Annotated in this window: 11 protein-coding genes and 2 pseudogenes; 5 read left to right on the plus strand and 8 right to left on the minus strand. The window is 43.7% G+C overall.

What is annotated here, in order from left to right:
- Window positions 1–7 precede the first annotated feature (7 nt).
- Together JMV76_RS01225 and cysE are read left to right on the plus strand one after the other, a co-directional pair.
- A complete protein-coding gene (locus tag JMV76_RS01225) occupies window positions 8–451 on the plus strand; it encodes a YtoQ family protein (protein ID WP_045455487.1) in 444 nt (147 codons plus the stop codon).
- A 188-nt stretch (window positions 452–639) separates the two neighbouring features.
- Window positions 640–1,542, plus strand: a complete 903-nt coding sequence (cysE, locus tag JMV76_RS01230) for a serine O-acetyltransferase (protein WP_374190036.1) — start codon at window positions 640–642, stop codon at window positions 1,540–1,542.
- Between the two features lie 110 nt (window positions 1,543–1,652).
- Here the strand turns inward: cysE and JMV76_RS01235 are convergent, their stop codons facing one another.
- Window positions 1,653–2,198 carry a DUF924 family protein gene (locus JMV76_RS01235; protein WP_201501336.1) on the minus strand — a complete coding sequence of 182 codons (546 nt, stop codon included), beginning with the start codon at window positions 2,196–2,198 and terminating at the stop codon, window positions 1,653–1,655.
- A gap of 161 nt (window positions 2,199–2,359) precedes the next feature.
- On the opposite strand from JMV76_RS01235, the gene JMV76_RS01240 reads away from it, so the two are divergent.
- Window positions 2,360–3,094, plus strand: a complete 735-nt coding sequence (locus tag JMV76_RS01240; RefSeq protein ID WP_045455480.1) for a glucose 1-dehydrogenase — start codon at window positions 2,360–2,362, stop codon at window positions 3,092–3,094.
- A 108-nt stretch (window positions 3,095–3,202) separates the two neighbouring features.
- Here the strand turns inward: JMV76_RS01240 and JMV76_RS01245 are convergent, their stop codons facing one another.
- The 6 genes and pseudogenes from JMV76_RS01245 to pheA all read right to left on the minus strand — a co-directional run bounded on the left by JMV76_RS01245 (window position 3,203) and on the right by pheA (window position 10,483).
- Window positions 3,203–3,799, minus strand: coding sequence for a 2-amino-4-hydroxy-6-hydroxymethyldihydropteridine diphosphokinase (locus JMV76_RS01245; RefSeq protein ID WP_227681700.1), 597 nt, complete (start codon window positions 3,797–3,799; stop codon window positions 3,203–3,205).
- Window positions 3,789–4,199, minus strand: coding sequence for a dihydroneopterin aldolase (folB, locus tag JMV76_RS01250; protein ID WP_045455477.1), 411 nt, complete (start codon window positions 4,197–4,199; stop codon window positions 3,789–3,791). Before folB ends, JMV76_RS01245 begins: the two co-directional genes overlap by 11 nt.
- Before the next feature lie 50 nt (window positions 4,200–4,249).
- Window positions 4,250–5,212 carry an EamA family transporter RarD gene (gene rarD / locus JMV76_RS01255; RefSeq protein WP_045455474.1) on the minus strand — a complete coding sequence of 321 codons (963 nt, stop codon included), beginning with the start codon at window positions 5,210–5,212 and terminating at the stop codon, window positions 4,250–4,252.
- Window positions 5,213–5,519: 307 nt separating this feature from the next.
- Window positions 5,520–7,817 (minus strand): annotated as a pseudogene (locus JMV76_RS01260) (bifunctional prephenate dehydrogenase/3-phosphoshikimate 1-carboxyvinyltransferase).
- A gap of 180 nt (window positions 7,818–7,997) precedes the next feature.
- Window positions 7,998–9,138 (minus strand): annotated as a pseudogene (gene hisC, locus JMV76_RS01265) (histidinol-phosphate transaminase).
- A 163-nt stretch (window positions 9,139–9,301) separates the two neighbouring features.
- Window positions 9,302–10,483 carry a prephenate dehydratase gene (gene pheA, locus JMV76_RS01270; RefSeq protein ID WP_045455471.1) on the minus strand — a complete coding sequence of 394 codons (1,182 nt, stop codon included), beginning with the start codon at window positions 10,481–10,483 and terminating at the stop codon, window positions 9,302–9,304.
- Between the two features lie 520 nt (window positions 10,484–11,003).
- Here pheA and JMV76_RS01275 point away from each other — a divergent pair.
- Both JMV76_RS01275 and JMV76_RS01280 read left to right on the plus strand, forming a co-directional pair.
- A complete protein-coding gene (locus tag JMV76_RS01275) occupies window positions 11,004–11,945 on the plus strand; it encodes a transaldolase (protein ID WP_201501337.1) in 942 nt (313 codons plus the stop codon).
- A 142-nt stretch (window positions 11,946–12,087) separates the two neighbouring features.
- Window positions 12,088–12,564 carry a hypothetical protein gene (locus tag JMV76_RS01280; RefSeq protein WP_045454922.1) on the plus strand — a complete coding sequence of 159 codons (477 nt, stop codon included), beginning with the start codon at window positions 12,088–12,090 and terminating at the stop codon, window positions 12,562–12,564.
- A 40-nt stretch (window positions 12,565–12,604) separates the two neighbouring features.
- Here JMV76_RS01280 and JMV76_RS01285 read toward each other — a convergent pair whose 3' ends face one another.
- The gene (locus JMV76_RS01285; protein ID WP_201501338.1) at window positions 12,605–13,174 is read right to left on the minus strand and encodes an adenine phosphoribosyltransferase; all 570 of its coding nucleotides are present in this window, start codon (window positions 13,172–13,174) and stop codon (window positions 12,605–12,607) included.
- Between the last annotated feature and the right edge of the window lie 73 nt (window positions 13,175–13,247).

A 13,247-nucleotide genomic window follows, 5' to 3' on the forward strand; every position in this document is an offset into this window, starting at 1 on the left:
ATTGATGATGAATTGGAACGTTTATTTGTCTGGAGAAATACACACTGACTGGCGACAAAAAATCATGCAAGGCGCGAAAGACAAAGGTTTAGATATTACCTTTACCTCCGCAGTGACTGAACATGAAGCCAGTGACGCCGCTGGTGACGTACTCGGTAAAGAAGATAATGGGTTCTGGCGCGACCATCAGTCATCAAAGGTGAATGCGATTCGCACCAAAAACATGATTCAAAAGTGCGATATTGCTATCATTCGTTTTGGTGATAAATATAAGCAGTGGAACGCTGCCTTCGATGCCGGCTACTGCGCGGCTTTAGGCAAGCCGTATATTACCCTTCATGCTGAAGATATTATCCATCCGCTAAAAGAAGTCGATGCGGCGGCAATGGCTTGGGCGCAAACGCCAGAGCAAGTTGTTGATCTGCTAAAATATGTTGTCAGTGATAGCTAAATCATAAATAATTGCCTGTAGATAAATTGTCAATGACTGGCATTTTATCTATCAGCCGTCTATTTTTATTTATCGCTCATCGCTATATTTTGTGCTGCAAAGCTGCTATAACTAAATAGATTGTAATCAAAAATACGATAGGACAATTTATGTCATTGCCAACTGCCTTATTCAAATCACTTTCACGCATCAAAAAAGACCTAACAGAAGATATCGATGCGGTATTTAACCGTGATCCTGCTGCGCGTAATAGTCTGGAAGTCATCTTGACTTATCCTGGCATCCACGCGCTCGTCCTACATCGCGGTGCCCATTATCTTTGGAATCATGAACAAAAACTGGCGGCGCGAGTAATTTCTTATGGCTCACGCATCATCACAGGTATTGAGATACACCCTGCTGCCAAAATCGGTCGACGATTTTTTATTGATCATGGTATGGGTATCGTGATTGGCGAAACGGCAGAGATTGGCAATGATGTGACGCTTTATCACGGGGTCACGCTTGGCGGCGTCTCTTGGAATAATGGCAAGCGCCACCCTACTTTGGAAGATGGGGTTATCGTTGGTGCTGGTGCTAAAGTATTGGGACCATTTACTGACGGTAAAGGCGCCAAAATTGGCTCAAATGCCGTCGTAGTAAAGGCAGTACCAGCAGGTGCGACTATGGTCGGCAGCGCAGCTCGGATGATATCAGACCATCATGATGAAAAGGGCAATCCAATTGTCAAAAAAGTCGATGATGCCAAGCAGCAAGAAAAAGTAGCGCAAGCTGCTTCTACAGATAATGGCATAGATAAAAAGGCAGTAGATAAAAAATCAATAGATGAAAAAGCCACCAATCATTTAGCACGCGAAAACGCGTTTCGGGCTTATGGCATCGACCCTATGTCACAAGACCCTGTCGCCGAAGCCTTTGCTAAAATGCTCGAACACATTCAGCAATCAGAAAATCGCTTAGATCAATTACAAGCAGCGATGTGCAAAATCGATCCTGACTTTTGTAAAAAAGAATATGACAAACTTTGCTTAGAGGATATCGATGTGATTGGTCGTGCTGATATGGATGAGATAGACACTGAGCAGAAGTAATCTTCTAGCTGTCGTCGATACTGAATAAAAAAGAGGCCAAATGGCTTCTTTTTACATTTTAATCAATTGATAAACAATGCTTTACTGACTAGCTATTTAACAGACAATATTTATAAAAAAGATGAGTCAGGCTGCGTCAAAAACGCTATTTCTTCACTACTCGAAACCCGTCCCAAAATATCATTACGATGCGGATAACGACCAAAACGATCGATAATCACTTTATGTCTAAGCTCAGCATCCACGGTATCTGCATTGGTATATTGCTTAAATAGCTGTTCCGCCTGCTGATGAATCAGTTTTGATTCGCTGTGCATATAAGGCATCAATAAAAACTTACGCTCATCCATCGTTTCAAGCGCCTCTAATGCACCGGCAGCAACCGCTTCTTGCGCGAGCGCGAGACTCATCGCATCTTGGGCAAAAGCTGCTGGCGTATCACGGTAAATATTGCGTGAAAATTGATCCAATATAATTATTTCTGCTAAACGCCCCTTTATGCTACTACGCCATGTATAAAACTCTGCAGCCTTCGCTTGCTCAAGTATATCGCTGTATCGCTCTATTAATAATTGATCAAACGCTATGTCTTTCTCAAAAAACTTCTCACTACCCGCCTCTTTAAAACAGAAATTTAATATGTCGTTATACATCATTTCCTCACTACATTATTTAAAACAGTCAGCCAAAAGCATTATTCAAAGCTATCATTTAAAAACATCAAGTATTGACTTTTGGTTTCATAATCACTAAGGAGTATTTAGCGATTGTGTCCTATACTCTTTCATTATTCATAACTAAAAAAATAGGAAAACTCATGGCGCGTTTACAAGATAAAGTTATCATTATTACTGGTGCCGCTCAAGGCATGGGCGAGACTCATGTGCGTTTGTGTATGGCAGAAGGCGCTAAAGTCGTCTTGACCGACATCAACTCTGATAAAGGCAACGCATTAGCAAAAGAGCTTGGCGATAGCGCTCTATTTATTAAGCATGACGTTACTAGTGAAGAAGATTGGACGCAAGTTGTTACAGCCACCCAAGATAAATTTGGCAAAATTGATGTACTGGTTAATAATGCAGGTATCACTACGCACAAATCTATTTTAGATACCTCAGTAGAAGCGTATCGCAAGATTCTAGAGATTAACCAGGTGTCGGTCTTTTTAGGCATGAAAGCAGTCATTCCAACGATGAAAGCCGCCAAACAAGGTTCTATCATCAATATCTCATCAATTAATGGCTTGGTTGGCGGCGCTATCGGCTATACCGATTCTAAGTTTGCGGTACGCGGTATGACCAAAGCGGCAGCATTAGAGTGCGCCCCTCATGGCATTCGCGTGAACTCCATTCACCCCGGCGTTATTGCTACACCGATGATTATGCAAGGCGATACCAAAGATGCGGTTGAAGCATTTGCCAAAACTATTCCGATGAGACGTGTGGCACAGCCAGAAGAAGTCAGCGGCATGGTGTTATTTTTAGCGTCTGATGACTCAAGCTACTCGACGGGTTCAGAGTTTGTCGTTGATGGTGGTTTGACCGCACAGTAGGCGTAATAGTTAAAATTTTTAAATGTGATATAGGCTGGGCATTTTGCTCAGCTTTTATTTTGAGAGGTTTTAAGCAAAACACTAGGGCGTGTCCTCAATAACTTTTACTTATTTAGAATAGCATCTAGGCTGCTTCATGTGACCTTTTAAAAAATGACCTTTAATCAACTCCTCTACCCCTGCTCTTTCATGCGCTTTGAATGGGTAACGATCTGCCATTACAATCCAATTAGACTCTTCAAATTCCTTATTACTGCTTAGGCTATTTTTATCAGAAACAACTTCTATTAATAGCTTTTCTATCAATAGAATATCGATATCCATCGTAACTTTTTTTATTGGCGTCTGAGCTTCTGTTAGACGCTGTCTATGACAGTCACCTTCAAGATCTTTGAAAACCTGCTGTAACTGTTGCAGTGTTACAGGTTTTGTTAAACGTAAATAGACACACTGATTGGTATAATCGGGCTTTGGTTGCGCTTTGGTCGATGTAAAGTCAGGATTTTCAAACGCAGTAGATAACTGTATTTCCCCTAGCGCCGCTAGATCCTTTCGGACAAGCGGCAGATAATGTTTAGCTTGATAATTACTACCTAAAGCCAATAATACTGCCGTCACAGATTGTGTTTGCAACTGTTCAGGCGTCTGCTTTTTTAGAGTCTCAAGACTCAAATCAGCCAAATTTTTATGCATATTATGCATCATCGTCCTTGCTTACAACTGGCTTATCTTCGATGACCGTTGCATAACGCGTGATTTGAACCCCAACCGCATCGGCTTGCTTTATAGCAGTGGGCTTAGCAATGCTTAAAGTGATTTTATGACAGCTATATTTTGCAAGCAACTTATCAGCGATTTGCCCCGCTAAATGCTCTAGCAACTGCGCTTTAATCGCTTGGCACCACGCGCTCACATCATCGCAAACCGCTTTATAATTCAGCGCATCATTGACATCATCTGAGATAGCCGCACGGCTGATATCTGTTTCAAGTGCTATATCAATCAGCAGCGGCTGCGTGATTGCGCGCTCCCACGCGTAAACACCGATGACTGCTTCTACTGTTAAGCCTTTAACGAATACTACATCAGATTCGGTATGAAACATGCTCTCATCCTTGTTTGCTAAATTTTAATTAGATTTTGAACTCAGGTTTTTTAATTGGTTTTCTGCAACGCCTCTTCACGCAAACGCGCGGCTTTTAGCGCTTTACTAGGTCGATGACGCCATAAGTCAATGCTAAATAATAACAGACCAAACCAAATCAGACCAAACACTGCAAGACGCTGTAAATCAAATGGCTCGTTATAATAGAACACCGCTAAGAAGAAGATAAAGGTCGGCGTCAGATAATTCATAAAACTTAAAATGCTATAAGCAACGAGCTTGGTAGATTTATTAAACAATAATAGCGGTATCAAGGTAATCGGCCCTGCGATCATTAGTAGCCAAATATTGGGACTAAACCAAAAACTCAATTGACTACTGACCACATCTGATTGCCAGAACCACCATAAGCAAATCGGCACCAACATCGTTGTTTCGACAAACATGGCATCGACAGCCGTCAAAGGCGTCTGCCGTTGAATGGTGCCATAAGTACTAAAACTAAAGGCTAAAATCAGTGATATCCATGGCAAGCTACCAATCATAACTACTTGAATGACCACGGATAATAAGGCGAAACCGATGGCAACCCATTGCAGCGTACGTAAGCGCTCTTTGAATAAAATCATCGATAGTGCAACGCCCACCAATGGTCCGATAAAATAACCCAAACTGGCTTCGAGAATGCGGTCGTGATTGACGGCCCATACATAAGTGAGCCAGTTGGTGGCAATAATCAAACCCGATATAAATGAGAACGCGATCCATCTCGGGTTTTTCTTTAAGGTATCGATCCACTGCCAGCGCTTGGTGACTACCAACACGATAAGCAAGCAAGCAAACGTCCAAATAATACGGTGACCGATAATCTCGGTCGCATCGTAGGCGGCCAATTGTTTAAAATATAATGGAAACCCACCCCAGATAAAAAAGGCAATGAGTGCGGTGATGATGCCACGTCTGGTTGTCTTAATGGGCGTAACTGGTTTTTTGATGACGTTTTGGGTGGTCATAGTACAGTACAACTTTTTAGAGCAAAGCGCACTCTTGCCCCATATTAATTTCTATATCAATTCAATGGCAAAAGCGCAGGGTCACTACAGATAGGATACAAGTTAAAAAGCAATGCGCTCATGCCAATATAGGCATCAACACATTGCTAACGATAACAACTTTAAAAACAACATTTACATCAAGGCTAATGAGCAACTTTTTAGACTTTATTGAATGCTGTAGCCAGCATTTTGCAATTCAGTACTTTAAAGCTCAGTGTTGCAAAAGCCAATAACACTATTCAGCAAGTTAATATAGTTTGTGGTATTAAACCGCAGCATTATCAACTTTAATAGACATTCCAATGTGATTGGCAAGCTCTGCAAATCCTGGGAAACTGGTATTGACGGTCTCAACGCCTTCAATAGTAATTTGCTTGGATGCACGTAAGCTGGCAATGGCAAAACTCATGGCAATGCGATGATCATGGTGCGAGGTAATGTGACCGCCACCAAAGACAGGCTGGCTATTATTGATATTGCTATTTTGACCCTCAATGCCTTTACCTTCGATGATTAGCCCATCTTCCGTCACGGTACAATCAATACCCAGTGTTTGTAATCCTTCTGCCATGACTGCAATACGATCAGACTCTTTTACACGCAGCTCTTTGGCACCAGTCAACACCGTACGACCTTGCGCACAGCTGGCAGCAATGAACAATACTGGGAATTCGTCAATCGCTAATGGCACTAAATGCTCTGGGATTTCAATACCTTTTAGGCTTGAGCTACGAATAGTGATATCTGCGACTGGTTCGCCGCCGACATGTGTCTCATTACTTTAGCTGATATCTGCTTGCATTAATTTTAAGATATCGATAATGCCCGTGCGTGTCGGATTAATACCTACTTGCGTCAAGGTCAGCTCGCTATTTTGGCTGATCGCAGCAGCGACCATAAAAAATGCCGCAGAGGATATATCAGCAGGGACAGCGATATCACCACCTGTGAGTTGTCCGCCACCTGCTACACTGATGCGGTTGCCATCAACCGTTACTGGATAACCAAAAGCTGAAAGCATACGCTCGGTATGGTCACGACTGACTTCCGGTTGGGTAACGGTTGTGGTGCCTTCTGCCCAAAGTCCAGCCAGCAACAAGCAGGATTTAATCTGCGCAGAAGCCACAGGCATCTCATAATCGATACCTTGTAATGGCTTACCAATAGTCGCTCGACCAGTGATACTAAGTGGCGCCGTACCACTATGACCCGTACTTTGAATGACTGCACCCATCTCGCGTAAAGGTGCGGCCACACGCTCCATTGGGCGTTTATTTAGGCTGGTATCGCCTGTCAACACGCTGTCAAATGATTGCGCCGCCAAAATACCAGCCAGCAGGCGCATGCTAGTACCTGAGTTGCCCATATACAATGGTGTTTTACTCGGTTTCAGACCGTTCATACCCACGCCATGAATGGTCAATTTGCCGTTATCAGGCCCTTCAATGGTCACGCCCATATCACGGAATGCTTGCAAGGTGGCAAGCGCATCTTCCCCTTCCAAAAATCCAGTGACATTGGTCACGCCTGTCGCAAGGCTGCCCAGCATAATGCTGCGATGCGAGATAGACTTGTCACCAGGAATGGCAATAGTGCCCAATACAGTATTGCTAGGAGTAATATTATAAGAAGCTGACATGGCAGAAGTATCCGTATAAGGGGTGCTGGCTAACATATGGCCAAAATGTCGCCGTGCGGCTTGCGCGCGGCCCAAAAGTCCCATCAGGGCGGTTGAATCTTTATCGATGATGAGCTGACGCATGGTCTGTAGGTAAACGCCATACTCATCAAGGGCGCTAACAATCGCGCTTTCGTTGGCAAAAAATATATCATGCCACATTTTAGGGTCACTGGCAGCGATACGGCTAAAGTCACGAAAGCCGCCCGCTGCATAGCGAAACATATCTAAATTATCATCATGGCTTGCCAGCTGCTCAACCAAATTGAAGGCAAGCAGATGTGGCAGATGACTGGTGTGCGCCAATATGCGATCGTGGTGTTCCGCATCCATTGACATAACGTTTGCACCTACCGCTTCCCATAACTGCCGCAGCTTAGCAATGGCGCTATTATGGGTCGTTGGTAGCTCGCAGATAATGACACTATGATTAACAAACAATGTCGCACGTCTGGCATGATATCCTGAATTCTCTGCACCCGCAATTGGATGTGCAGGCACCAATCCTGTCGGTAGCGAGCCGAACACCGCTTGAGCCGCATCAATGATATTGACCTTGGTGCTACAAACATCAGTAATGATGCAATCAGTGGCAAGTTGTCCATTATCCATCGCTGCTTTGATATCAATAAATACGGCTTGCACCGCTTGTACTGGTACGGCGATAACAATCAAATCACTACCAAACACTACTTCACTTAAGACAGCACTACCAGCGTCTAATAAGCCGTGCTGAATGGCTTCGTCGATGCTTGGTGTATGTCTATCAACCGCCACTAAGCGCTCACTTAGACCATTGTCTTTAATGGCTTGGGCAAGGCTCGCACCGATAAGCCCTAAACCAATCACACAAATCTGTTTAAATAACGGCGGCTGAGTATTCATAGACTGCATATTATTGTTTTGATTGCTTATGTTTTGATTGCTTATATTGTTTTGCTGGCGACTCACGGCTTTTCTCGTTAAACAAACTAGCGTCAGAATGACTAAAACAAGCCGACGCTAGTGTCATGAAAATGATTAATAAATTATTTACTTATCCAAAACGACCTAACATACTTCTGATCAATTATCAGTCAAGATTGAGCGCAGTGTATCAATCAGGCGCATATTTTCTTCTGCTACCCCTACTGTGATACGCAGCCAATGAGGTAAGCCATAGCCCTCTAATGGACGGACGATAACACCCTGCTCTAGCAATGCTTGATGAATAGAAGCAGCGGTGATGTCTTCCATCTCAACGGCTATTTCCACCATAATAAAGTTAGCATGTGACTTAATGAAACCCAACCCTAATGCGTCAAACTGCTTTTCTAACCAGCGCATTTGCTCATCATTCATCAGACGAGTTTTTTCAATAAAGTCTGAGTCAGCAAGTGCCGCCGCCGCCGCCGCTAAAGCCACTCTACTCACGTTAAATGGTTGACGGATTCGGTTGAGTAAGTCCGCGACAGCCACTGAGCTAAGCGCATAACCGACACGTAAACCCGCCAGTCCATAAGCTTTGGAAAAAGTGCGCACGATAACGACATTATCAAATTCATCTAACAACGCCCGATTATTACTCTCAGGGCTATATTCAATATACGCCTCATCTAATACCACCAATACCGAGCTTGGTATACTAGCCATAAATGCTCGTAACTCTTGAGGTTCAAGCTGTGTGCCAGTTGGATTATTAGGATTGGCGATAAAGACTATTTTAGTATTGGGGTTGTCTTGAACCGCTTGACTCGCTCTTTAAATCATGCCCAGAGCGATGGGCAGGCACTTCTATACCTGTCGCCCCTTGTATTTTAGCCAACATCGGATAAACGATAAAGGCATATTGACTGTAAACGATAGCATCGTCAGCACCAGCAAAACTACGCGCTAAAATATCAAGCAAATCGTCAGAGCCATTACCCAAAGTAATCTGCTCCACACTGACATCATTGAAGTCAGCCAGCGCTTGTTTTAGATAGTAACCGTTGCCATCAGGATAACGTGCCAACTGACCCAATTGCTCAGTAATCGCTAGCGTGACGTGCGGTGAGCAGCCTCTTGGGTTTTCATTACTGGCAAGTTTTACCACATCTGAGACGCCATACTCACGCGTCAACTCTTCAATCGGCTTGCCCGTTTGATAAGGCACTAGCTCTAAAATACTATCGTAGGCAGGTACAAGCGGTGATAAATTTGACTCTACTGAATGAGATGACGGCATGATTTATCCTTAGATATGATTTTGGCAAGTGATGTGAGCCATTCGGCGTTATATCGTTGGTTCAATTTCAGAGCGAGTCAAGGGTAACCAAGGCAACCGAGTGCAGATGATTATGTGATGCTTCACGCAAGGTAAACGCCATGACTCTTTTACAGTAGAGGGACTATAGCACTGCTTTTGGATAAGAACCTAGAACACGCACATCTTTTACCAACGGACGGATATCAGCGATAGCAGCGCTGACGTTTGGCTCGTCAATATGACCATTCATATCGATGAAAAACACGTATGCCCACTTATTCGGACGCTCAGGACGGGTTTCGATACTGGTCATCGACACGCCATGATAAGACAAAGGCTTCAAAATCTCGATCAATGCACCCGCTTTGTCATGTGCTGATACGACGATAGACGTTTTATCCTGACCTGATGGCGCAATCGCTTCGTGACCGATGATAAGGAATCGCGTGGTATTGCTCGGGTTGTCTTCGATATTTGAATATAGCTTATGCAAGCCATATTCAGCAGCAGCCACATCACCTGCGATTGCCGCTGAATGCCATTCGTTTTTCAAGCGGCGGGCCGCTTCGCCGTTGCTCGATACCGCCACGCGCTCGACATTCGGGTAATTGACATCGAGCCAATGACGACACTGCGCTAGTGACTGCTGATGCGAGTAAATACGGCTTAAACCATCAAGTTTGGTATGTTCAGCGACCAAGAAATTCTGATGAATCGGCAGCTCAACTTCTCCAATTATCTTTAAGGTAGAAGACAAAAATCCATCTAACGTATGGTTAACCACACCCTCAGACGAGTTTTCGACTGGCACCACACCATACATCGCTGTGCCTGCTTCAACTTCACGGAATACATCAGTGATGGTGGTCATTGGTACGGTATCAGCGGCTTTACCGAAATGCTTGAGCGCAGCAGCATGAGTAAAAGTACCTACTGGTCCCAAGAAAGCAATGCGCTGCGGTGCTTCTAAGTCAAGGCAGACCGACATAATTTCACGGAACAACCGCGCCATTTTGTCATCAGCGATCGGACCTGTGTTGCGTTCCATCACCGCTTTTAGCACTTGCGCTTCACGCTCAGGGCGATAAAAAATAGGATTGCTATTGTCGGCAGTCGGGTTATTGACAATGTGTTGTTTCTTTACTGCGGCCACTTGCTGAGCCAACTTGGCACGGTTATTAATCAATGTCTGGATTTCGCAGTCTACTGTATCAATACTTTGGCGAATATCGTCCAAAAATGCTTTTTCAGTTGCAGTATCGTTAGCCCCTGCGATGGCTTGATTTAGCTTATCCATGTTTTGCTCTGATGACTGCTCACTCATTACCGCCTATCCTTTTTCTAAAATTATTACTGAGTTTTTTACTAGTTAGGTACTGCTTTTTTAACTTTGAAGGCTTCAAGTATTTCTAATTATCGACAACCAATCATTTCATTATTGAATCAGCACTCAATGACGGTCAAAGGTGTCAAGCATACTAGCAATGATATTCGATAGGAATCACACTAAATAGCAGGCAGCCTCTCAAAAGCACCCTGCACGGCGAGCGCTATCGTCTACTATTGCCGTATGTTAGTCACACACACCAGCATGCAAATGTAGCAGCCAGATCGCTGACCCGCTCTACTATAACAAAAACTATCGACAGTGCCCATGTGTAAATGCGCGTAAATTCGTCAATATTGGCAAACAGAGGCAATATGGCAGCGATGCACGGCAAAACTATGAAGGAACATCCACTCAAAACTATGTTACAGTCTAAAACTGATAGCAAATAGCACTATAAAGTAGAAAATTACCACGTAACTGAACACAATCTGTTTTTGATCAAAAAGGATATCTGATGAGCGCATTACAACAGCTTCGTACCATGACCACCATTGTCGCTGATACTGGTGACCTTGCCGCCATTGCGCGCTTAAAACCTATCGATGCGACCACCAATCCAAGCCTCATTACCAAAGCACTCCTCCATCCTGACAACCAAGGCATGCTGTCAGAAACCATGAGTCGTCATAATGGCAATATAGATGCAGTGATTGACGCGCTGACCATTCAGGTTGGCTGTGATATTTTAGAGCTTATTCAAGGCCGCGTCTCTACCGAAGTGGATGCTCGTTTGTCTTATGACACTCAGGCGACGATTGATAAAGCCTTAGTATTTATGGAAGCTTACCAAAAAGCAGGGGTTAACTCAGAGCGCGTATTAATTAAAATGGCCGCGACATGGCAAGGGATTGAGGCAGCACGCTATCTTGAAACCCAAAATATTCACTGCAATTTAACGTTGTTATTTGGACAGCATCAAGCAATTGCCTGTGCCGATGCAGGTGTGACATTGATATCGCCTTTCGTTGGTCGTATTTTAGACTGGCAAAAACGCCAACAAAATCGTCAAAACGTGCCCGCTTCTGATGATATGGGCGTGCAGTCTGTAAAGCGCATTTATCAATACTACAAGCAGCATAACTATAATACGCAAGTGATGGGCGCAAGCTTTCGCTCGACTGAACAGATATTAGCGCTAGCAGGGTGTGATCTATTGACCATCGCGCCTGACCTTATCGACGCGCTGGCAGCGATGGATACTGAGGTGATACAGCAACTGTCACCTAGCATGTCATTAGATGTAGCCGACATGAAACGCGTGAGTCTAACGCGAGAGGAATATAGTAGCGCCTATCAACAAGACACGGTTACACAAGATTTATTACCAAAAGGTATCGACGGCTTTATTGGTGCTCGTGATGAGCTTGCTCAGACGTTAGCAGCGATGCGTCATTGATATGAGCGTCGAGCGTTATAAACAGTGATGAGTATGATCAACATTTTACAAACCTCAGTCGCAGGTTATAAAAGAAATTTGCCTGCTAATAGTAAGTTGGCTATCATGGCTCACTTCTCACAACAAGAAGCAAGGCTTGATTATGAAACGGCTATCAGTGTTATTAGTGGGTGGTGTTCTAGCAGTCAGCACGCATGCAGTGAACTGGTCAAAAATATCAGAAAGTCCTACTGGATCAATTTTTAGCTTAGACTTGGACTCTATTGAAAGCTCCGACATCAATATCATAGACGAAAAAAATGTCGAAAACATCACCGTATCTATCCGCAGAACATACCCTGCACAAAAAGATGAAACAAAAGTAGATAAGGAAGGTAAAGAAAAAGCGATTCATCATAGCGATCAGCAATTGCTCATCTCTTGTAAAGACGCCAGTTACTATAAACGCGCTTACGTTAACTATGATGCCAATAATAAGGTATTAGAATCTTGGCAATCAGAAAAACCCATATTAACCACCAAAGATTTTAAGATAACCAAGCCAAAAACGATTAGTCGTATGCTAATAGAACAGGCGTGTAAAACTTACCTTACCAGCAAGACAAGTAACGTACGTTAAGACAAAGCAAATACAGGCAATTAAAAAAGCGTTGCCAGTTTTAAGCCTTTAAAACCGTATAGACAGGCACTGGAAATTCGCCATGCAAATCAACCAAATCTAGCAATACTAACGCCCCCACCACGGTATGGTCTGCCGATTTACACAGCTCATAAGCGGTGGTTAAAGTGCCACCTGTGGCTAAAATATCATCGACCAATAGCACGCGCTCAGGCGGTAGATTGTTTTGCATCTCAAGCGTGTCTTTACCATATTCTAGAGCATACGCTTTATTGGCAACGGGCGGTGGCAGCTTACCGGGTTTACGTAGCAAAATCATCCCTTTGCCCAATCGACCTGCAAGCAAACTTGCAAAGACAAAACCACGCGCTTCAACTGCCCCTAGACAATCTACCTCGTCCATCACACCTTCAGGCAGTGCGGCGAGCAATGCATCTATCACCTCATTAATATGACTGCGCAGTAACGGCGTAATATCATAAAAATCAATGCCGACTTTCGGGAAGTCTGGTACTGTGCGAGTCACTTGCCAGAAGGGATGATCCGTATTGAGCTTATTAGACGACTCATTTTCGACATTTTTAGATGTAGCGGCAGCATTAATGCTCATGGTAACCCTTAGCGTATATGACTTAGATAATGTAATTTAGATAATAATATATCAACGATAAATGATGGCTAAT

Source organism: Psychrobacter cibarius, assembly GCF_904845955.1.
Lineage (GTDB): Bacteria > Pseudomonadota > Gammaproteobacteria > Pseudomonadales > Moraxellaceae > Psychrobacter > Psychrobacter cibarius_B.